Origin of the sequence: Streptomyces sp. NPDC042638, assembly GCF_040647235.1 — a bacterium.
Taxonomy (GTDB): domain Bacteria; phylum Actinomycetota; class Actinomycetes; order Streptomycetales; family Streptomycetaceae; genus Streptomyces; species Streptomyces rameus.
Window position 1 is genome coordinate 138,382 of sequence record NZ_JBEZBT010000011.1, and the last position, 19,623, is coordinate 158,004.

The 19,623-nt window shown below is 71.9% G+C and carries 19 protein-coding genes; 8 read left to right on the plus strand and 11 right to left on the minus strand.

Annotated elements, in window-relative coordinates:
• Positions 1-82 precede the first annotated feature (82 nt).
• On the minus strand, positions 83-964 hold the full coding sequence (locus AB0B40_RS12575; protein WP_345046529.1) for an SDR family NAD(P)-dependent oxidoreductase: 882 nt from the start codon (positions 962-964) through the stop codon (positions 83-85).
• Between the two features lie 296 nt (positions 965-1,260).
• Positions 1,261-1,548, minus strand: a complete 288-nt coding sequence (locus tag AB0B40_RS12580; RefSeq protein WP_345046530.1) for a hypothetical protein — start codon at positions 1,546-1,548, stop codon at positions 1,261-1,263.
• Positions 1,549-1,765: 217 nt separating this feature from the next.
• On the opposite strand from AB0B40_RS12580, the gene AB0B40_RS12585 reads away from it, so the two are divergent.
• On the plus strand, positions 1,766-2,191 hold the full coding sequence (locus AB0B40_RS12585; protein WP_362263873.1) for a glutaredoxin domain-containing protein: 426 nt from the start codon (positions 1,766-1,768) through the stop codon (positions 2,189-2,191).
• Positions 2,192-2,219: 28 nt separating this feature from the next.
• On the opposite strand, the gene AB0B40_RS12590 is transcribed toward AB0B40_RS12585, so the two are convergent.
• Positions 2,220-2,993 carry a class I SAM-dependent methyltransferase gene (locus tag AB0B40_RS12590; RefSeq protein ID WP_345046532.1) on the minus strand — a complete coding sequence of 258 codons (774 nt, stop codon included), beginning with the start codon at positions 2,991-2,993 and terminating at the stop codon, positions 2,220-2,222.
• Between the two features lie 83 nt (positions 2,994-3,076).
• On the opposite strand from AB0B40_RS12590, the gene AB0B40_RS12595 reads away from it, so the two are divergent.
• Entirely contained in the window at positions 3,077-3,352 is a 276-nt protein-coding gene (locus AB0B40_RS12595) for a hypothetical protein (protein WP_362263874.1), read from the plus strand.
• Between the two features lie 307 nt (positions 3,353-3,659).
• Entirely contained in the window at positions 3,660-4,976 is a 1,317-nt protein-coding gene (locus tag AB0B40_RS12600) for a phosphatase PAP2 family protein (protein ID WP_345046536.1), read from the plus strand.
• Positions 4,977-4,993: 17 nt separating this feature from the next.
• Here AB0B40_RS12600 and AB0B40_RS12605 read toward each other — a convergent pair whose 3' ends face one another.
• From AB0B40_RS12605 to AB0B40_RS12620, 4 genes are all read right to left on the minus strand, one after another.
• Positions 4,994-6,163, minus strand: coding sequence for an anhydro-N-acetylmuramic acid kinase (locus AB0B40_RS12605; RefSeq protein ID WP_345046537.1), 1,170 nt, complete (start codon positions 6,161-6,163; stop codon positions 4,994-4,996).
• Between the two features lie 149 nt (positions 6,164-6,312).
• Positions 6,313-7,878 carry a sodium:solute symporter gene (locus AB0B40_RS12610; protein ID WP_362263875.1) on the minus strand — a complete coding sequence of 522 codons (1,566 nt, stop codon included), beginning with the start codon at positions 7,876-7,878 and terminating at the stop codon, positions 6,313-6,315.
• A 63-nt stretch (positions 7,879-7,941) separates the two neighbouring features.
• Positions 7,942-8,133: a hypothetical protein gene (locus AB0B40_RS12615; RefSeq protein WP_345046541.1), complete on the minus strand. Its 192-nt coding sequence runs from the start codon at positions 8,131-8,133 to the stop codon at positions 7,942-7,944.
• 34 nt (positions 8,134-8,167) lie between these two features.
• Entirely contained in the window at positions 8,168-8,620 is a 453-nt protein-coding gene (locus AB0B40_RS12620; protein ID WP_345046543.1) for a MerR family transcriptional regulator, read from the minus strand.
• 55 nt (positions 8,621-8,675) lie between these two features.
• On the opposite strand from AB0B40_RS12620, the gene AB0B40_RS12625 reads away from it, so the two are divergent.
• Entirely contained in the window at positions 8,676-9,653 is a 978-nt protein-coding gene (locus AB0B40_RS12625) for an SDR family NAD(P)-dependent oxidoreductase (protein ID WP_362263876.1), read from the plus strand.
• A gap of 403 nt (positions 9,654-10,056) precedes the next feature.
• On the opposite strand, the gene AB0B40_RS12630 is transcribed toward AB0B40_RS12625, so the two are convergent.
• From AB0B40_RS12630 to AB0B40_RS12645, 4 genes are read right to left on the minus strand one after another with little or no spacing between them, the layout of a single operon-like run.
• On the minus strand, positions 10,057-11,274 hold the full coding sequence (locus AB0B40_RS12630; protein WP_362263877.1) for an XdhC/CoxI family protein: 1,218 nt from the start codon (positions 11,272-11,274) through the stop codon (positions 10,057-10,059).
• On the minus strand, positions 11,267-13,405 hold the full coding sequence (locus tag AB0B40_RS12635; protein ID WP_362263878.1) for a xanthine dehydrogenase family protein molybdopterin-binding subunit: 2,139 nt from the start codon (positions 13,403-13,405) through the stop codon (positions 11,267-11,269). Before AB0B40_RS12635 ends, AB0B40_RS12630 begins: the two co-directional genes overlap by 8 nt.
• Positions 13,402-14,394: a xanthine dehydrogenase family protein subunit M gene (locus AB0B40_RS12640; protein ID WP_362263879.1), complete on the minus strand. Its 993-nt coding sequence runs from the start codon at positions 14,392-14,394 to the stop codon at positions 13,402-13,404. The genes AB0B40_RS12635 and AB0B40_RS12640 overlap by 4 nt, the downstream gene beginning before the upstream one ends.
• The gene (locus AB0B40_RS12645; protein ID WP_362263880.1) at positions 14,391-14,972 is read right to left on the minus strand and encodes a 2Fe-2S iron-sulfur cluster-binding protein; all 582 of its coding nucleotides are present in this window, start codon (positions 14,970-14,972) and stop codon (positions 14,391-14,393) included. The genes AB0B40_RS12640 and AB0B40_RS12645 overlap by 4 nt, the downstream gene beginning before the upstream one ends.
• A gap of 267 nt (positions 14,973-15,239) precedes the next feature.
• Here AB0B40_RS12645 and AB0B40_RS12650 point away from each other — a divergent pair, with 267 nt between their 5' ends.
• The 4 genes from AB0B40_RS12650 to AB0B40_RS12665 all read left to right on the plus strand — a co-directional run bounded on the left by AB0B40_RS12650 (position 15,240) and on the right by AB0B40_RS12665 (position 19,445).
• A complete protein-coding gene (locus AB0B40_RS12650; RefSeq protein ID WP_345046551.1) occupies positions 15,240-15,818 on the plus strand; it encodes a TetR/AcrR family transcriptional regulator in 579 nt (192 codons plus the stop codon).
• 134 nt (positions 15,819-15,952) lie between these two features.
• On the plus strand, positions 15,953-16,453 hold the full coding sequence (locus AB0B40_RS12655; protein WP_345046552.1) for a GNAT family N-acetyltransferase: 501 nt from the start codon (positions 15,953-15,955) through the stop codon (positions 16,451-16,453).
• Positions 16,454-16,596: 143 nt separating this feature from the next.
• Positions 16,597-17,829, plus strand: coding sequence for an MFS transporter (locus AB0B40_RS12660; protein WP_362263881.1), 1,233 nt, complete (start codon positions 16,597-16,599; stop codon positions 17,827-17,829).
• Between the two features lie 383 nt (positions 17,830-18,212).
• Positions 18,213-19,445 (plus strand): cytochrome P450, encoded by a 1,233-nt coding sequence (locus AB0B40_RS12665; RefSeq protein WP_362263882.1) that lies wholly within the window; start codon positions 18,213-18,215, stop codon positions 19,443-19,445.
• The last annotated feature ends 178 nt before the right edge of the window (positions 19,446-19,623 follow it).

The window sequence follows — 19,623 nt, forward strand, 5'->3', positions numbered from 1 at the left end:
GTCGAGCGTGGGCGCGGAGCAACTCCCGGTCAGCGGGCATCCGATCCGCCGTACGGCCCCGGCGGATCGGCGTCCGCTCCCCTCACACCGTCGTGAGCGGTGCGAGGCGCTCGCTGAGGCGGCGCACGGCTTCGGCGGTACGGGGATCCGTCGCCGCGCGGAAGGGGTCGACCGGAAGCGCCCGGGGTCCGATGACAAGGCCGGTCCGACCGGCCAGTGAGCCGTCGGTCGCGGCGAAGACCGAGGACTTGGCGGCGAGGGACGCGGGGCCCGAGGTCGAGCGCTCGAACTTACGCCGGACCAGTGGCCACAGCAGCCGCAGACCCGGGGAGACGATCTTCGGATCGCGCATCGTGCCGTTGGTCATGTCGGTCGCGGCACCGCCGGGGTCCGCCGCGAAGACCGAGACGCCCGTCCCGTCGAGCCGGCCGGCCAGCTGCAGGGTGTAGGCGAGGTTGGCAAGCTTGGCCCGGCCGTACCAGTGGAAGCCGTAGTAGCCCCCCGGCGGCTCGACCGTGTCGAAGACACGCTTGGCGACACCGACGGCCCCCGAGGTGACGTTCACGATCCGGCTCGGCGTACCGGCCCGAAGCGCGGGCAGCAGCAGTTCGGTCAGCAGATAGGGCGAGAGGTGGTTGACGGCGAACGCCGCCTCGATCCCGTCCACCGTGTCCTGCCGGTCGGGGAACATCGCCCCGACGTTGTTGACCAGAACCGTCAGCGGCCCGTCCGCGCCGATCCGGGCGGCGAGCTCGCGGACCGCGTCGAGCGACGCCAGGTCGGCTGCCAGGTACCGGGCCGAATGCACGGGTGCCGTGGCGTTGATCCGTTCGACCGCACGGGCGCCGCGCTCGGCGTCGCGCCCGACCACGGTGACCGCGAAACCCGCCTCCGCCAGCCCCGAGGCGGTCTCCAGTCCGATCCCCGCCGTCCCTGCCGTGACCACCGCTGACTGCTTCACCATGGCACCCGCTCCACCCATATGGATAACTTATCCGCTTCTCTCGTCACCGTAGCAGATCCGGATGACGTATCCGCTTCTGCTGCGCTCTCCGCTGTTGTCAGTGGGGCGCCGTAGCTTGTGAGTCCGCAGCGCGCCGGGCGGCGAGGGGGGCGGGACATGGGACGGATCGGGGACGCCCGGCTGGTGGCCGGGCCGGAGGCCACATTCGGGGACGGCGCAACGCGCTCTTCGCCGACCGGGGCGGCCCCGACCTCCTGCCCCTGCGGATGACCGCGGGGCAGAAGCCCCCCTACCGGTCAGCCGAGGAAGAGGCTGTGCGTCCCGGGCACCTGCACCGCCAGCCCGGGAGGGATGATCTGGACGATCCCGCCCACGCAGCCGGGAACGTTGTGCACCTTGACGGGTATGTCCGTGACGTTGAAGACGCTGGACAGTTTCGGGATCTCGATGCAGCCACTCGGGCTGGTGTGAACGACTCCGTCGATCACGATGAACCCGTTGGCCGCGCAGGCCGAGCCGGGTACGGCCAACGCGAGTACCCCGGCGGCGGCGAGCGGGGCGAGTGCCGAGCTGATGCGACGCATGACGATCCTCCTGACGTGCAGGCCAAGGCACATCCCGGCCCTGCAACCGACCGTACGGAAACGTGCACGCACTGCATCCCGGCCTCACCCAGACGGACGACGGCGGCGACCGGCCGTACGCCTTCACGCACGCGGTCGAAGGCGACCCCGTCGTCGGTCCCCGCCCCCCTCGACCCGCTGTTCGCCGAACCCACGCCGCCGATAGAGCTGCCACCTCATGACGCGTGCCTGGATCTTGCCGTCGCTGCTCGTGCTCTCCGGTGCACTCGTGACGACCGCGCTGTTCGTCCGCGGGTCCGCCCGCGTGGCCGTCGCGGTGCTGTCGCTGTTCGCCCTGCTCGCGGTTCTGCACTCGCCGCTGGTGTTCCCACGGTCGGTCGGCGCGGCGGAGGCACAGGCCCGCAACGCGGTCGACGGCCGGCCGATCGTCTACTGGCGGCCGGGGTGCAAGTACTGCCTGCGCCTGCGGGTCCGGCTCGGGCGCGACGCCCACCGGCTTCACTGGGTCGACATCTGGCGCGACCCGGCTGGGGCGGCGGCAGTGAGGGCGGCCAACGCAGGCGACGAGACCGTGCCGACCGTGCTGGTGGCCGGCCGTGCACACACCAATCCCCGTCCGGCGTGGGTGCGCGCACAGCTTTGAGCGGGGCCCCCGCCCGATCCGCCACCGGCTAGTGGTCGGAGCCGGTGGCCGACGGCGGTACCTCGACGACGAAGAAGAGGAAGGTGGTTTTGGTCGAGAGGTCGTGGAAGCCGTCGGGGAACAGCTCGCGGGCGGCCGGGTCCGGCTGCGGCTCGCTGATGACGGCAAGGCGGAAGCCCGCGGTGGTGAAGGCATCGGTCATCGCGTGCAACGGCTTGCGCCAGAACCGCATCGGGAAGGACCGTCCGTTGAACGTCCAGTCGAAGGTGTAGCTGGTGGTGGCGAAGTAGTCGGGCCGCGGGTCCTCGAACGTGTAGGCCACGAAAGGGTGCTCGACCGAGGCGATCAGCCGGCCTCCGGGCCTGAGCACGCGCCGTATCTCGGCCAGTGTCGGCCCCCAGTCCTCCAGGTAGTGCAGCACCAGCGACGCGACCACGTCGTCGAACGCACCGTCGGCGAACGGCAGTCGGCCGCTCAGGTCGGCCAGGTGCAGGGGGGCGTCGTCACCCAGCCGCCGCCTGGCGAGTGCCAGCATCGCGGCGCTGGCGTCCATGCCGGTGACGACGGCACCACGGTCGCGCAGTGCGGCGGTCAGGGGTCCCGAGCCGCAGCCGGCGTCCAGGACCCGGCGACCGGCCACGTCTCCGGCGAGGGCCAGCATCGCGGGGCGCGCGTAGTACGCGTTCACGAGGTTGTTCTCGGTGTCCGCCGCGTACGCCTCGGCGAAGCTGTCGTAGTCGTTCGCCCGGGCCGGATCGGCAGACCGGGTGAAGCTCTCGGGCGCGTCGCTTGTGCGTTCCATCGTCGCAGCCTAGTAGTCACCGGCCCGGGCGTTTCGTCCAACGAGGGCCCAGGGGCGCGGGGAGGGCGACCTAAGCTTGCGTCATGACGTGGAGCGAGGAGGAGTACCTCGACTGTTTGCGGTCCGAACGGCGGGGCTACGCCTGGGTGATGGAGCACCATGGCGGTGTGCCGCCGGCGGAGGCCGAGGAAGCCGCACTGAGGCGTTACCCCTACGAGCCGGACGGCGATCCGTACCGCGGTCTCGTGTTCCATGAGGAGGCGTGGCACTGGGCGATGTCGGCGGTCCACGGCGACCGGTACGTGGCCGAGCACCCGGAACTCGTCGATCCGTCACCTGAATACCGGGCCCTCGGCTGACGCCGGGCGCCGTAGCCGACCGGCGGCCCGGGTCCGACGCCACGCCCGACGGCGACGTGACGGGCGGACGGAGCCGTGCACGATCAGCACGGGTCTCGTCATCCTCGCCGCGTCGAGACAGTGCGGCCGGTCCGCGGCAGGGGGTGAGGAAGGGCGGGATTCGCCCACCCGTGACCGGCGAAACGCACCCGTTCCGTTAACATGTTCGAACTTACGACGACCATCTGAAAACTAACAAATCGGCTGAAAATTGACATCGAGAGCATCGCGGGTGTTTTCGCGAATAGACCCGAGAAACGCAAGAACCTTGTTCGTCGCGTGGCGTCGACCACGGGCGGTGCTGTGGACATCGGTCAGCGTGGTGACCCTCGCGTTCCTCGTCGCACTGGAGGTCGCCGCGCGCCACTACGGCGTACCGGGGCCCATCACCAACCAGGCACGAGAGGTGATATTCGCCCCTAAGTCGGGCCCTCTGTTGTACGCCAGCATGGCCTTGATGATGGTGGTGCTCACCTGGCGGCAACGGTTCATCGCGGCCGCCGTCGCCATCGGTATCGATATCGTCTTCTTCCTGGTCCGGTGGGCGTTCGACGCCAGGATGATGTTCGGGAACGGCGCTCTGTGGGTGATCCTGGGCTGCGGGGTCGTCGCCGTCACGCGCCGCACCGGCCGGGAACGCGTCCTGCTGCTGAAGGGTGTCGGACTCGGTCTGCTGCTGGTGACCGGCCGCAAGACCGGCGACGCCTGGCTCCTCATCACGTCCAAGACCCGCCCGACCGTGCTGGACCAGTACGTGGCGACCGCCGATCACGCGCTGGGCAGCCCGTCATGGCTGGTCGGCCGGATCGTCAAGGCCACGGGGCCGATCGGCACCCATGTTCTCGACTACGTCTACATCCAGCTCGCGGTGGCCGCGGTCGTCGTCGCCCTGTACCAGTTGCGGAACGTGGCGGTCGAACGCCGCTTCCCGCACCACCATCTGGTGCGCACCTTTTTGGTCATCGGTCTCCTGGGGCCGGCCATTTACATGATCTTCCCGGTGGTCGGTCCGGTCTTCGCCTACGGGACCGGCGCATTCGGCACCGGCGGCGAGCACTGGGCGGTGGCCGACCTGTGGCCCCACACGCCGCCACCGGTCATCACCCCGCACGCGATGCCGTACGACGAGATCACCCCCCGCAACTGCATGCCCAGCCTGCACACCGCGTGGGCCACCGCGATCTTCATTCATTCCCGCAAGGGCCCGCGGATTCTGCGGTACGCGGGCACCTTCTGGCTGATCGCCACACTCGGCGCGACGCTGGGATTCGGTTACCACTACGGCGTGGATCTCGTGGCCGGCGTGGTGTTCACGGTGACGATCGAGGCAGCCTTGCGCTCGATCGACCGGGGCTGGGACCGCACCGGAATGAAGCTGGTCGCTTACGGGGCGACGGTCTTCGTCACACTCCTGGTGTCCTATCGCTTTCTGCCGGTCCAGATGGCCGCGTATCCGTGGGTGTTCGGACCACTTCTCATTCTGGCGATGGTCTCCGTCGTCTACGGCTACGTACGCACCACCGAACTGTGGGAACCGAAAGCCGTACCCGCGCCGCGGTCCGAACCGCAACCCGAACTGGTGTGAGTCCTTCCCGGCGCGTGTCAGCGGGTGATCCGTAGCAGGCGTGGCGGCCGTGCGGCGGGTTCGGGCAGGCGCAGCGGCGACACGCCGGGGGTGATGCTGCCGAGCAGCGCGGCCCGGCGGGCGCCGGTGCCCGAGGGGAAAGCCCCGGGCAAGCCATGGACGGTGAGGAAGCCCAGGACGGCGAAGGCGAGGGCCTCCTTGGCGTCCGACGGCAGGCCCAGGGCGTCGCTGAGGCGCAGCGGCACGCCGGGCAGCTCCTCGGCGATCATGCGCATCAGCACCGGGTTGCGGGTGCCGCCGCCGGAGACGACGAGCTGGGTGACGCCGTGGGCACGGCAGGCGTCCGCCACGGTGACGGCGGTCAGCCGGGTCAGGGTGGCCAGGACGTCGTCGGTGGCCGGCACGGGCACGGCGTCGAGCGCCCGTTGCAGGTAGGGCAGGTGGAAGCGTTCCTTGCCCGTGGTCTTCGGGGCGTCCCTGCGGTAGTAGGGGTCGTCCAGGAGGACCCGCAGCAGTTCGGGGCTGACCCGGCCCACCGCGGCCCTGCGTCCGCCCTCGTCGTAGGCGGCGGCACCCCTGGTGAAGTGCTGTACGGCCGCGTCCAGCAGCGCGTTGGCCGGACCGGTGTCGAAGGCCAGCGGCTCGGCGCCGGAGGCGAGGACCGTGACGTTGGCGATGCCGCCGAGGTTGAGCGCGGCGGGGTTGCCGGGCAGAGCGGACAGCAGCAGGGTGTCGGTCATGGCGACCAGCGGCGCACCCTGGCCGCCCGCGGCGACGTCCCGGCTGCGCAGGTCGGACACGACGGGGAGCCCCGTCGCCTCGGCGATCCAGGCGGGCTGGCCCAGTTGAAGGGTGCCTCGGACCCTGCCGTCCTCGACCCAGTGGTGCATGGTCTGGCCGTGCGAGACCACGAGGTCGGCGGTCCCCTCGCACAGTTCGCGCAGGGCGCGCGCCGCGGTGTCGGCGAACGCCTGGCCGATGCCGGTGTCCAGGGCACAGACGGACTGTGTGGTCGTGACGGCCGGCGGCAGGGTCGTGGCGATCAGGCCCCGCACATCGTCCGGGTAAGGAGCGGAGAGGTGTCCGACAGGCCGGAGGAGCAGGCTGTCGCCGTCCAGGGTGAGGTCCGCGGCGGCGGCCTCGATGGCGTCGAACGAGGTGCCCGACATCAGGCCGATCACACGCACGGCGCCTCCTGGGACGGGTCCCGCCCGGCGGCCGGGGCCGGCTGCGGCTGCGGCTGCGGCTGCGGCTGCGGCTGCGGCTGTTGCATGGTTCCTCCCGAGGGGCCGTCACTGTCCGAGAGCCGGGGTGGCCGGTGCGGCTGCCTGCCGCGTCATTCCGGGGCGACGGCCGCCGCCGCGCGGTCGGCGCCGGACCCGCCGTCGTCGGCGGGGGCCTGCACACCACCGGGTGCCCGGTGGAACAGACTGGCCGCACCGCCCACGGTCAGAGTGATCACCACGCCGAGGGGGACGAGCCACTGCGCGGCGACCGCGGTCGGCACGGTCGCGCCGGCCACGCTGACGTCGATCTTGACGCCGCGCACGACGTACGTCATGACCCCGACCGTCACCAGGAACGCGATGACGGCGTCGGCCTCGCTCGCGCGGCGGACGAGGCGTCCCAGGAGGAACGCTCCGAGGAGCGCGCCGTAGGTGTACCCCGCGATGGTCAGACCGGTGAGGTAGACGTTGCCGGTGCCGGCGCTGAAGGCGCAGGCGAAGAGCGCCATCAGCACCGCCCAGACCAGGGTCATCAGCCGGGCCAGCCCGAGCAGGAACTCCTCGGAGGGCGCGGTACGGAACAGGCTGTGGATGATGTCGGCGACCGTCGAGTTCGACATGGAGTTCAACGCCGAGGACAGCGAGCCCATCGCCGCCCCGAGGATGCCGGCCACGAGCAGGCCGGAGATCACCACGGGCAGCCCGTGCAGGATGAAGTCCGGGTAGAGGTTGTCGGAGCTGCTCAGGCCCAGCTCGGTGAAGCTCCTGCCCTGGTTGTACGACCACAGCAGCGCGCCGACCAGGGAGAACGCCGCGAACTGCACGGTGACGAAGACACCTGAGGCGATCATGGCCTTCTGGCCGTCGCGCAGCGAGCGGGTGGCCAGGACGCGCTGGACGATCAGCTGGTCGGAGCCGTGGCTGGCCATCGCGAAGATGGCGCCGCCGACGATCGCGGTGGGCAGCGCGAACGGGCTCGTGAGGATGTGGACCAGGCCGAAGTCTGTGTCGAAGAGCCTGAACCGGCCCGCGTGCAGGGCGCGTTGGAAGCCCTCGCCGCCGACGTGGCTGGAGAGGACACCGATCGCGAGGAGGGCGCCGCCCAGGTACAGGCCCATCTGGATGGCATCGGTCCAGATGACCGCCTTGATACCGCCCAGGTAGGTGTAGACGACGGTGATCACCGTGAGCACGACGATGATGACACGGTAGCTCGCGTGCACGCCGAACTCGTCCAGCAGCAGTTTGATGGGAATGGCGGAGGCGAACAGTCGTACGCCCTCGGCGAGCAGCCGGGTGAAGACGAAGGCCACCGAGGCGAGCCCCTGCAGCCTCGGCCCGAATCTGCCGCCGAGGTACTGGTACGCGCTCACGAAGCCCCCGCGCTTGTACAGCGGGATCAGCGCGGTCGCCACGACGACGCGCCCGATGACGTAGCCGAGAGCCAGTTCGACGTTCCCGAAGCCCTGCCCGCTGTACGCGCCGCCCGGCAGGCTGATGACGGTGAGCACGCTGGTCTCGGTGGCCACCACGGAGAACGAGACGGTCCACCAGGGCATGTGACCCTCGCCGACGAAGTAGTCCTTCGCCGACTTCTGCCGTCCCGCCAGGCGCAGTCCGATCACGGCGATCGCCACCAGATAGACGACGATCACCAACAGGTCGAGTTGGCGCACGCTCACTCCTGTACAACGGCCGCCGGCGTCGATGGCGGGTGAGGACGGTGGGGCCGTCACCCGTCATACCCGGGCGACGTAGAGATCGTGCGTGGTCAGTGCCTCCAGTGCGAGCAGGCGCGCTCCGCTCAGCGGGTCGCTGTGCCGGGGCAGCGAGTCGCCGGGGCTGTGCGGCGGGTCGCCGGGGCTGTACAGCGGGCCGCCAGGGCTGTGCCAGGGCGCGGGAGCCGGGGGCGCCGGCCGATGCCCGACCACCGTCTTCGGCCACCGGGACTCCGGCCGCCGGATATCAGGTCGTCGGATCTCCGGCCGTCGGGTCTCCGGCCGTCGGGTCCCAGAGCCCCCCGGCCTCGCCGCGGGAGAGGTGCTCGGCGTAGACACCGACCTTCCAGGCGATGACCGAACGGCACTCCTCCAGCGCCCGGATCTGCGCCTCCACACGGCGTTGATGGGCGTCGAGGAGCCGCAGACGTTCGGCTTCGTTGCCCGGACCGTGCCGCACCAGCTCCGCGAACCGCTTGAGGTCGGCGAGCGGCATACCCGATTCCCGCAGCTTGATGCAGATCAGCAGCCAGTCCACATCGGTGCCGGTGTACCGCCGTCGGCCGCCCGCGGTGCGCTGGATCGGCCCGACCAGCAGGCCCTCACGTTCGTAGAAGCGCAGTGCGTGCACGCTGAGTCCGGTCCGCTCGGCCACCTCGCCGATACTCAGTGGCTCCGTGCGGGTCTCGGTAGTCGCCATGCCGCCCAGACTAGGACTTGATCTAGACCTCACTCCAGTTCGTAGCGTCGCCGCCATGACCACCACCGAACAGCAACAGCAGCCGCTCGGCTCGCCCTTCTCCGCGACCAGCACCGCCGAAGACGTCATGGCCGGCCTCGGACTCGTCGGCATGACCGCCGTCGTGACCGGGGGCTACTCCGGACTCGGGCTGGAAACCACCCGGGCACTGGCGGCCTCCGGGGCGCGGGTCGTCGTTCCGGCACGCCGGCCCTCGGTCGCCCGCGCGGCTCTGCGGGATGTGCCCGGCTGTGACGTCATCGCCATGGATCTCGCCGACCTCGGCAGCGTGCGCGCCGCCGCGGCTCATATCAGCGCCTGTCTCGACAGGCTCGACCTTCTCATGGCCGTCGCCGGCGTCATGGCCACCCCGGAGCGCCGCCTCGGGCCCGGCTGGGAGAGCCAGCTCGCCACCAACCACTTCGGGCACTTCGCCCTCGCCTGCGAGCTGTACCCGCTGCTCGCCGCCGCCGACGGTGCGCGCGTCGTCGTCAACAGCTCCGCCGGGCACGTGCTGACCGGCATCCGCTGGCACGACCCCCACTTCGGCACCGGTTACGACAAGTGGCTGGCCTACGGACAGGCCAAGACCGCCAACGCCCTGTTCGCCGTGCGGCTCGACGCCCTCGGGCGCGACGACGGCGTCCGGGCGTACGCCCTCCACCCGGGCAAGATCCTGACCGGCCTCCAGCGGGAGATGACGCTGGAGGAGCAGATCGACCGTGGGTGGGTGGACGAGCGCGGCCATCTCATCGGCGCCGGCTTCAAGACGCCCTCCCAAGGCGCCGCCACCGGTCTGTGGGCAGCCACGTCGCCCCTCCTGGACGACCGCGGCGGGCTCTACCTGGAGGACTGCGACATCGCGCGCGTGTCCGCGCCGGAGGAGTCCATGGACGACGGCGGTGTACGCGCATACGCCATCGATCCGGACTCTGCCGCGCGACTGTGGGAACTGTCCGCCGCGGCGACCGGCGCCACCCCGGTCGTCCGGTGACCGGGCGTTGCCCGCACCGATCCCGAGATCGGCCGTCGCCGCGCCCGCACAGATCAGAAATCGCCCGACGCCCGGGCCCGAACCGTTCCCGGGATCGGCCGTCGCCGCGCCCGCACAGATCAGAAATCGCCCGACGCCCGGCCCGAACCGTTCCCGGGATCGGCCGACGCCCGGGCCCGCGCCGATCCCGGAGTCGGCCGGGCCGGGCGACCGCGGCACCGGCGGCCGACTCGCCGCCGCCTCCTCACCTCGCGGTGGCCTCCTCACCTCGCGGTGGCCTCCTCACCTCGCGGTGGCCTCCTCAACTCGCGGTGACGGCAGGCGCGGTGACGACAGCGAGGCGGCACACCGCCGGTAACCGCGCCCTGGCTGCGACCGAACGCCCGGTCCAGCGCGGCTGCGGCTACGCGGGCGGGGTCGTCGACGTGCCCGCGGCGACGCGGCCGTCGGTCCGGGACGCCCCCGGCCGGCCGCGGCGGGGGCGGCCCGCGTCCCCGCCGCGTGCTCGGGCGTCACGGTGGATCGGCGTCCTCGATCCCGTCAGGGGCATGCCCGTGCCGCCCCGCCCGGAGGCGACGATCTCCGCGGCGATCGACAGGGCGGTCTCCTCCGGCGTCCGGGCGCCGAGGTCGAGGCCGATCGGGGAGTGCAGCCGTGCCAGTTCCCCCTCGGTGACGCCTTCCGCGCGCAGCCGCCGGTTGCGGTCCTCGTGGGTACGGCGTGAGCCCATCGCGCCGACGAACGCCACGGGCAGGCGCAGGGCCGCCTTCAGCAGGGGCACGTCGAACTTCGCGTCATGGGTGAGCACGCAGAGCACCGTGCGGGCGTCGGTCGCGGTGTTGCGCAGGTAGCGGTGCGGCCAGTCCACGACGACCTCGTCGGCGTCGGGGAAGCGGGTCCGGGTGGCGAAGACGGGGCGGGCGTCGCAGACGGTCACGTGATAGCCGAGGAACTTCCCGGCCCGTACCAGGGCCGCCGCGAAGTCGATCGCGCCGAACACGATCATACGAGGGGGCGGCACGTTCGACTCGACCAGCAGGGTGAGGCCACCGGGGCAGTGCGTGCCGTCCGCGGAGAGGTCCACTGTGCCGGTGCGGCCCGACTCCAGCAGGGCCCGGGCTTCGGCCGCCGCCGTCCGGTCGAGGTCCGGGTGACCGCCCAGGCCGGCTTCGTAGGTGCCGTCGGGTCGTACCAGCAGTGCGCGGCCGAGGAGGTCGGCCGGGCCGCGGGCGACCCGGGCGAGGGCCGCCGGTTCGCTCCGGGCGGCGGCCGACAGAGCCGACGCCAGGACCGTCCGGACGGGGGCCTGCCCGCCTACCGGCGTGATCAGCATGTCGATCGTCCCGCCGCAGGTCAGTCCTACGGCGAACGCGTCGTCGTCGCTGTAGCCGAACCGTTCGACGACGCTCTCGCCCGTCTGGAGCGCCTGCAGGCACAGGTCGTAGACCGCGCCCTCCACGCACCCGCCGGACACCGAGCCGATGACGGTGCCGGCGCTGTCCACGGCGAGGGCGGCCCCGGGGCCGCGGGGCGCGCTGCCGCCGACGGCCACCACGGTGGCGACGGCGAACTCCCGGCCCTCCTCGGTCCAGCGGTGCAGTTCCTCGGCGAGGTCAAGCATCCGGTGCCTCCGCGGCGGCGGACAGCACGCGGTCCGGCCGGATGGGCAGGCTGCGGTGGCGTACACCGGTCGCGTGCCAGACCGCGTTGGCGAGCGCCGCCGCGGCGCCCACGACGCCGATCTCTCCGATGCCCTTGATCCCCACCGGGTCGTTCGGGTCCGTGTCGTCGATCCAGTCGGTCTCGATGCGGGGGACGTCGGCGTTCGTCGCCACGTGGTAGCCGGCGAGGTCGGCGCCGACGTGGCCGCCCGAGGCGCGGTCCCGGACCGCCTCCTCGTGCAGGGCCATGGAGATGCCCCAGATCATTCCGCCCAGAAGCTGGTTGCGTGCGGTGAGCGGATTGACGATCCGGCCCGCGGCGAAGATGCCGAGCATGCGCCGCACACGCACCTCGCCGGTGGTGACGTCCACGGCGACCTCGGCGAACTGCGCGCCGTAGGAGTGCCGTTCGGCGGGGGTGAGGGCGCCGATGGCGGCGGTCGTGTCGGACCGTACCGTGATGCCCTCCGGCGGTATGTCGGCACCGGGGGTCAGCTGGTCGCGCAGTTCGCCGGCCGCGGCCGTGATCGCCCAGGACCAGGACCGCGTGCCCATGGAACCACCGGCGATCATCGCCGGGCCGAAGTCGCTGTCGCCGATGCGCATCCGGACGCGCTCCGGGGCCACCTGGAGGGCGTCCGCGGCGACGAGGGTGAGTGCCGTACGGGCCCCGGTGCCGATGTCGGCCGCGGAGATGCGGACGGTGAAGGTGCCGTCCGGGTGCGCGGTCGCCGTCGCGGTGGAGGGCGCGGCGCCGGCGGGGAAGGAGGCCGCCGCCGTACCGGTGCCGAGCAGCCAGCGGCCGTCCCGGCGCACTCCGGGACGCGGGTCCCGGTCCGCCCAGCCGAACCTGCGGGCACCCTCCCGGAAGCAGGCGGCCAGGTTGCGCCCGGCGAACGGCAGGCCGGACACGGGCCCCTTGTCCGGTTCGTTGCGCAGGCGCAGCTCGACCGGGTCGATCCCGCACTTCTCGGCGAGTTCGTCGAGCGCGGACTCCAGCGCGAACGATCCCGGCGCCTCGCCGGGGGCGCGCATGAACGTGGGGCTCGGTACGTCGAGCCGTACGAGGCGGTTGCTGGTGTGGTGGGCGTCGGCGCCGTACATCACCCGGGCCACCCCGGCGCTCGGTTCGACGAACTCGTACACGGTGGAGGTGAGGCTGACGGCGCGGTGCTCCAGGGCGCGCAGGCGTCCGTCGGCCTCGGCGCCGAGCCTGACGCGCTGGACGGTGGGGCTGCGGTACCCGGCCAGCGAGAACATCTGACGTCGGGTCAGGACGACGCGTACGGGGCGCTGGAGGGTGGTCGCGGCCATGACGGCGGCCACCTGGTGGGCGCGGACGCCCTTGCTGCCGAAGCCGCCACCGACGTGTTCGGAGCGTACGCGCACCGAGGCCGGGTCGAGCGAGAAGAGGTTCGCGAGTTCACCGACGACCCAGGTGGCGCCCTGGTTGGAGTCGATCACTTCGAGCCGCCCGGCGTCCCAGCGGGCGGTGACCGCATGGGGTTCCATCGGGTTGTGGTGCTCTTCGGGAGTGGTGTATTCGGCGTCCACGACGACGGCCGAGGCGGCCAGTTCGGCGTCGAGGTCGCCCTTTTCCGTCACCGCCGGCATATGGCCGTCCGCCGGGTAGGCGTCCGGGCGCTCGCCGGTGAAGTCGATGTCGTGGGGCTCTTGTTCGTAGTGCACCACGAGGGCCTCGGCGGCCTCTCTGGCCTGCTCGGAGGTCTCGGCGACGACCAGTGCCACCGGCCAGCCCCGGTGCGGCACCCGGTCGTGCTGGAAGACGGCGCAGGTCGGGTCCGGGCGCATGCCCAACAGACCGGTGTAGTCGGTGTCGACGCGTGGGGCGTTGCGGTGGTCCAGGACGGCCAGGACGCCCGGCATGGCGAGGACGGGCTCGGTGTCGAGGGAGCGGATACGGCCGCGGGCGATCGTGGACAGCACCAGCCAGCCGTAGGCGAGGTCGGCGAAGGGTACCTCGCCCGCGTAGCGCGCTGCTCCGGTGACCTTGTCCCGGCCTTCGACGCGGGTGTGGGCGGTGCCGACGGAGGGGGCCCGCCGGGCCGTCTCGGTGGTGACGGCGGTCATCGTGCGGCCTCCTCGGCGAGTTCGGTCAGGACGGCCACCACGAGGTTGCGGACGAGGTCCACCTTGTATCCGTTGTGCGGCAGCGGATGTGCGGTCGCCAGCTCGGCGTCGGCCGCGGCGGCGTAGGTTTCGGGGCCGGCCGGCGCACCGGTCAGGACGCGCTCGGCGGCGACGGCCCGCCAGGGCCGGGAGGCGACGGCGCCGAGGGCCAGGCGCACGTCACGGACCACGCCGTCACGGACGTCGAGCGCGGCGGCGACGGAACCTATGGCGAACGCGTACGAGGCACGCTCGCGCACCTTGCGGTAGCGGGAGTTGACGGCGGCCGGGACGGGCGGCAGCGTGACGCCGGTGATCAGCGCGCCCGGTGGCAGCGCGGTCTCGCGGTGCGGGGTGTCCCCGACGGGGAGGTAGAAGTCGGCGAGCGGCAACTCGCCCGCTCCGTCCGCCGTTTCGAAGTGGACGACGGCGTCGAAGGCGGTGAGGGCCACGGCCATGTCCGAGGGGTGCACCGCCACACAGTGCTCGGACGCGCCCAGGATCGCGTGGTTGTGGTGTTCGCCCGCGATGGCGGGGCAACCGCTGCCCGGTACCCGCTTGTTGCAGGGCTGGGTGACGTCGGTGAAGTAGCCGCAGCGGGTGCGCTGCAGCAGGTTCCCGCCGACCGTGGCCATGTTGCGCAGCTGCCCCGACGCGCCGGCCAGCACCGCCTGCGCGAGGGCCGGGTAGCGGCGCCGGACCTCGGGGTGGGCGGCCAGGTCGCCGTTGGTGACGGTGGCACCGATGCGCAGTCCGCCCTCGGGCGTCGACTCGATGCCGTCGAGCGGGAGTTCGCGGATGTCGATGAGCCGGGCGGGCCGTTCGACACCGGCTTTCATCAGGTCGACGAGGTTGGTGCCGCCGCCGAGGAACCGGGTGTCCGGTTCGGCGCCGAGCAGTGCGACGGCGCCGGCGACGTCGGACGCGCGTTGATAGCCGAACTCCCTCATGCCACAGCCTCCTTCGCCGCCGCCGCGGACGGCACACGCCCCTCGTCCGGCCGGGCCCCGGCCGCGCGGGCCACCGCCTCGACGATCGAGACGTACGCGCCGCAGCGGCAGAGGTTGCCGCTCATCCGCTCCCGGATCTCGTCGGCGGTCAATGACGGCGGCTGGGCCTCGGGACGGATGTCCTGGGTGACGGCGCTCGGCCAGCCCGCCGCGTGCTCCTCGATCACCCCGATCGCCGAGCAGATCTGTCCCGGGGTGCAGTAGCCGCACTGGAAGCCGTCCAGATCGAGGAAGGCCTGCTGCACGGGGTGCAGGCGGTCGCCGTCTGCCACGCCCTCGATGGTGGTGATGTCACGGCCCTCGGCCGCCACGGCGAGCTGCAGGCAGGCGACCGCCCGGCGGCCGTCGAGCAGGACGGTACAGGCTCCGCATTGGCCCTGGTCACAGCCCTTTTTGCTGCCGGTGAGATCGAGGCGTTCGCGCAGTGCGTCAAGGAGGGTGGTGCGGTGATCGACCGGCAGCGTGTACTTCTCCCCGTTGATGTGCAAAGTGATGACACTGGACGTCGGTGAGACCATGAGCTGCTTCTTTCGCGTTTCCGGGACAGAGGGGGCAGCTGAGAACCGCGCGGCGCGGAGAGTGGTCGTACGGACCTGTGCCGCGAGGGCGAAGCGAAGGTGCGGGGTGCCGGGGCCGAACAGTGGCAGCCGGCGACTGCCCTAAGGCCGCGTTCGTAGCTATGGTGGACGTAAACGGACAACCGTCCGCTACCGTCAAACGTAGCGGACAGTTGTCCGGTTAGCAAGGGCGGGGTTCGGTCACGAGCCTTGGAACGAGGAGGACGAGTGCCGCAGCAGCAGGACTCACCACGGCGCTCGGACGCGCAGCGCAACCGCGAGCGCATTCTGCAAGTGGCGCTCACCGAACTGTCACGGTGCGCGAACGCCCCGCTCAGCGTGATCGCCAGGAAGGCCGGCGTCGGACAGGGCACCTTCTACCGCAACTTCCCCAACCGCGAATCGCTCGTCCTCGAGATCTACCGCCACGAGATGCATCAGGTGGCGGACAGCGCGACCCGTCTGATCGAGACCCGGGCACCCGATGAGGCCCTGCGCGCCTGGATGGACCGGCTCGCCGAGTTCGCCATGACCAAGGCCGGACTGGCCGAAGCGATCCGGCAGGCCACCAGCACCCCGGGCGGCCCGACGCGGCCGTCCCCGTCACCGGTGACCGCCGCGGCCGAACTCCTCCTGCGCGCCAACGAGGAGGCCGGCACCATTCGGCCGGGAATCACCGGTGACGACTTCCTCCTCGCCATCGCCGGTCTCTGGCAGCTCGAACCCCACCTGGACTGGCGGCCACGCGCCGCCCGCCTCCTGGACCTCGTCATGGACGGCATGCGCGCGGGAGCGACCCGCGGGTGAACACCGCGCGAGCGAGCCCGAACGGCACCGCTCCGCTCACATCCGGCCCGGGTCGCGCCGCCGCGGCGCGCGCCCGCCCGTGGATCCCCTGACCGCCCGGCCTCGCTGTCAGTGCCGCGCACTACCTTTGGCGGATGACGTCTCTCAGGCTCACGCAGTGGTCCGGTCAAGGGTTTGACCTCCTCCGTCGGCAGAACAGCCCCGAGCTGACCGAACACCTCGGAGGTCCGGAGACCGCCGAGCAGCTTCGGCGGCGTCACGAGCGCTACCTCAAACTCACCGACGGGCAGATGTTCCTGGTCGTTCTCGACGACCAGGTGGTCGGCTCGGTCGGGTACTGGACCCGGGAGTGGGGCGGGGAACCGGTCCACGAGACGGGCTACGGCATCCTTCCCGAGTACCAGGGCCGGGGTTTCGCCGTCGAGGCAGTGCGTCTGTGCGCTGACCGGGCCGCCCGGGACGGCTCGCACCCGTGGCTGCACGCGTTCCCCTCCGTGCACCATGCCGCGTCCAACGCGGTGTGCCGGAAGGCGGGTTTCGAACTGCTCGGGGTGTGCGAGTTCGAGTACCCGCCGGGGAATCCCATCCAGTCCAACGACTGGCGGCTCGCGCTCAGCCGGCCGAGCGGCGGCTAGGACGCCCGCGCAGGCACCCCGCCAGACCCGCGACAAGGCGCTCGTAGCCCGGGCACTGCCCACACCGCCATCGAAAATGGACCACTGTCACGGGCACGGATTGGATCTGTTCAACGGTCCACCGGCCTTCTAGCGTCGTCGTCATGCCGAACCGACCGCAGCGCCTCCTGGCCCTGGCCCAGCTCGCCAACTCCGTGGGAGACGGCGCCTTCTACGTGACCTCGGCGCTGTACTTCACCCGTTCCGTCGGGCTCGCCCCCGCCCGCGTGGGGCTCGGGCTGACCCTGGCCTGGGCGGTGGGCTCCCTGGTCGCGGTCCCGCTCGGGCGGCTGGCGGACCGACGCGGGCCACGCGCCGCGTCGGTGCTGCTGGCGCTGGGGACCTCGGCGGCCATCGGCGGTTTCCTCCTGGTGCGGGAGTTCATCCCGTTCGTTGTCACGGCCTGTGTCTACGCCTCGGCACAGTCGGGGCTCTCGGCGGCCCGCCAGGCGCTGCTGGCGGGGCTGGTAGCGGCCGGGGAGCGGACCGGGCTGCTGGCGCGGCTGCAGGCGACACTGAACGGCGGGCTCGCGGTGGGCGCGGCGCTCGGCGGGCTGGCGTTGAGCGCCGGGACGGCGGCGGCGTACCGGGGGGTGCTCGCGCTGGACGCGGTCTGCTTCCTGGCCTGTGCGCTGCTCCTGTCGCGGCTGCCCGCCGTGACCGCTGCCACCGCCGTGACCGCAGTCGGCGCGGGATCCGGCGGCCGGCGCTTCGCCGTGCTGCGCGACCGGCCGTACGCGGTGGTCACGCTCCTCAACGCCGTCCTGTTGCTGCGGTTGCCGCTGCTCAGCCTGGCGCTCCCACTGTGGATCACCGAGCGGACCCAGGCACCGGCCTGGCTGGCCTCGGGGCTGTTCGTGCTCAACACGCTGATGGTGACACTGTTCCAGGTGCGGGCGGCCAGGGCCGTGACCGGGATCGGCACCGCGCTGCGGGTACTGCGCCGGTCCGGGCTGGTGATGTTCGCCTCCTGCGCGGTGTTCGCGCTGTCGGAGGGGCGGTCGGCGTGGTCCGCGGCGGCGATCCTGATCACCGGGGCGGTGCTTCAGGTCGTGGCCGAGATGCAGCAGTCGGCGGGCTCGTGGCAGCTGTCCTTCGACCTTGCACCGGCCGACCGGATGGGCGAGTACCAGGGCTTCTTCGGCACCGGCGTGACCGTCGCCCGCACCTTGGGCCCGCTGGTGGCGACCTGGCTCCTGCTGGGCCGGGGGACGCCGGGCTGGCTGCTGCTCGGCGCGCTCATGCCTCTCGCGGCGTACGCGATGGGGCCGGCCGTACGCCGGGCGACGGGACACCGTACGCCCCGAGAGACCGGCGAGCCCTTGCTCGCGAGCTGAACAACGGTCCTTCACGGCGCCGCCCACCGGCGTGTCGTGAGGAGATTTGGCCCCCGCGCGGCCCGCCGCCCCGGGTCGGGCGGGCCGACGCCTCGGAAGGCGCCGTCGCGGGGTAGTCGGAACTTACGCTCTCGCCAGGCGAAAAGAAAGACCCCTCCGCTGCCGACCCTCGATACGCGCGCTCACGCATCCGCGGGAGCGAGGGGAGGTCCGCGGGCCCATGCGGCTGACCATGGCCGCAGCCGGCCCCCGCCGCCCCGGGGGGTGGTCAGCGAACAGGTGAGCGAGCAGGGTGACGACCACGGCAAAGTGAACAAATGGGGTATACCGTCCACAGGTGCAAGTAGTGGGCACCTGGTCGATGCCTGTCCCCGGGAGCCGTGATGAGCCAGCAGCCGGTCCTTCTCCCCTACGCCGACCCGGCCTTCGTGGCCGACCCCTTCCCGCTCTACCGACAGCTGCGCGAGGACGGCCCGGTCCGCCGCGCGGTCATCGCCGGCGGCCTGGACGCCTGGCTGGTGACACGCTACGAGGACGGGCTCGCCGCCCTGTCCGATCCGAGGCTGAGCAGCGACGTCCGCGACGCCTCGGACCCCCGTCTCATCGAGCAGCTGCCCGCGTTCGAGCGCGAATCGATGATGAGCAACATGCTGCGTTCCGACCCGCCCGACCACACCCGGCTGCGCCGCCTGGTCTCGAAGGCGTTCACGGCACGCCGGGTAGCCGGGCTGCGGCCCCGAGTCCAGGAGATCACCGACCGGCTGCTCGACGCGGTGGTACCGGCCGGCCGGGCCGAACTCGTGGCGGACTTCGCGCTGCCGCTGCCGGTCACCGTCATCAGCGAGCTGCTCGGCGTGCCGATGGACGACCGGTACGACTTCCAGCGGTGGACCGACGCGATGCTCGTACGCGGGGAGAGGATGGCCGACCCGGTCGTCGTCGACGAGGCGTGGCGACAGATGCACGCGTACGTGACGAAGCACCTGGAAGCCAAGCGCGCCCGGCCGGGGGACGATCTTATGAGCGCACTGATCAGCGCCCACGACGAGGAGCAGCGGCTGAACCACGACGAGCTGATCGCCATGACCTTCCTGCTGCTGGTGGCCGGGTACGTCACCACGGTCAACCTGATCGGCGGCGGCATCGCCGCGCTCCTCGCCCACCCCGACCAGCTGGCCCTGCTGCGGGACCGGCCGCAGTTGCTGCCCGACGCGGTCGAGGAGTTCCTCCGCTACGACGGCCCGGTCAGTCCGGGCATCGCCCGGTTCGCGCGCGAGGACGTCGAAATCGGGGGTGTGACCATCCCGCGCGGCGCCATGGTGCTCGTCGCGTCCGCGATCGCAGACCGTGATCCGACGCGCTTCCGCGACCCCGACAGGCTGGACATCACCCGGCGTGACAACAGCCACCTGGCCTTCGGGCACGGCATCCACTACTGCCTGGGCGCGCCACTCGCCCGGCTGGAGGGCCAGATCGCGATCGGAACGGTGCTGCGCCGCCTCCCCGACCTGGCCCTGGCCGTGCCGCCGGCCGAGCTGAGCTGGCGGCCCGGCGGTCTCCGCGGCCCGGTGCGGCTACCGGTCACGTTCACTCCCCCTGGCGAGGCGACGGACTGACCGACGCCCCGCCCCGCCCCGCCCCGCGCCGTGCTCGCCGGGGAACCTCAGGCGGACCCCGATGCCGTGTGATGCGCCTGCGTGCGCAGCCGACGGGTGCGGGACTGACCGCGTCGAAGGGGACGCGCGCGGCGTGCGTGTGACGGCCGAACGGCCCCACGGTCAGAGCATCGTCGGT

What these genes read in the sequence shown, in the direction of transcription:
- AB0B40_RS12595 (WP_362263874.1), top strand. Translation starts at nt 3,077, where the DNA reads ATGACGTGGAGCGAGGAGGAGTACCTCGACTGTTTGCGGTCCGAACGG.
- AB0B40_RS12585 (WP_362263873.1), top strand. Translation starts at nt 1,766, where the DNA reads ATGACGCGTGCCTGGATCTTGCCGTCGCTGCTCGTGCTCTCCGGTGCA.
- AB0B40_RS12625 (WP_362263876.1), top strand. Translation starts at nt 8,676, where the DNA reads ATGACCACCACCGAACAGCAACAGCAGCCGCTCGGCTCGCCCTTCTCC.
- AB0B40_RS12655 (WP_345046552.1), top strand. Translation starts at nt 15,953, where the DNA reads ATGACGTCTCTCAGGCTCACGCAGTGGTCCGGTCAAGGGTTTGACCTC.
- AB0B40_RS12590 (WP_345046532.1), bottom strand. Translation starts at nt 2,993, where the DNA reads ATGGAACGCACAAGCGACGCGCCCGAGAGCTTCACCCGGTCTGCCGAT.
- AB0B40_RS12665 (WP_362263882.1), top strand. Translation starts at nt 18,213, where the DNA reads ATGAGCCAGCAGCCGGTCCTTCTCCCCTACGCCGACCCGGCCTTCGTG.
- AB0B40_RS12645 (WP_362263880.1), bottom strand. Translation starts at nt 14,972, where the DNA reads ATGGTCTCACCGACGTCCAGTGTCATCACTTTGCACATCAACGGGGAG.
- AB0B40_RS12635 (WP_362263878.1), bottom strand. Translation starts at nt 13,405, where the DNA reads ATGACCGCCGTCACCACCGAGACGGCCCGGCGGGCCCCCTCCGTCGGC.
- AB0B40_RS12575 (WP_345046529.1), bottom strand. Translation starts at nt 964, where the DNA reads ATGGTGAAGCAGTCAGCGGTGGTCACGGCAGGGACGGCGGGGATCGGA.
- AB0B40_RS12660 (WP_362263881.1), top strand. Translation starts at nt 16,597, where the DNA reads ATGCCGAACCGACCGCAGCGCCTCCTGGCCCTGGCCCAGCTCGCCAAC.
- AB0B40_RS12620 (WP_345046543.1), bottom strand. Translation starts at nt 8,620, where the DNA reads ATGGCGACTACCGAGACCCGCACGGAGCCACTGAGTATCGGCGAGGTG.
- AB0B40_RS12580 (WP_345046530.1), bottom strand. Translation starts at nt 1,548, where the DNA reads ATGCGTCGCATCAGCTCGGCACTCGCCCCGCTCGCCGCCGCCGGGGTA.
- AB0B40_RS12640 (WP_362263879.1), bottom strand. Translation starts at nt 14,394, where the DNA reads ATGAGGGAGTTCGGCTATCAACGCGCGTCCGACGTCGCCGGCGCCGTC.
- AB0B40_RS12630 (WP_362263877.1), bottom strand. Translation starts at nt 11,274, where the DNA reads ATGCTTGACCTCGCCGAGGAACTGCACCGCTGGACCGAGGAGGGCCGG.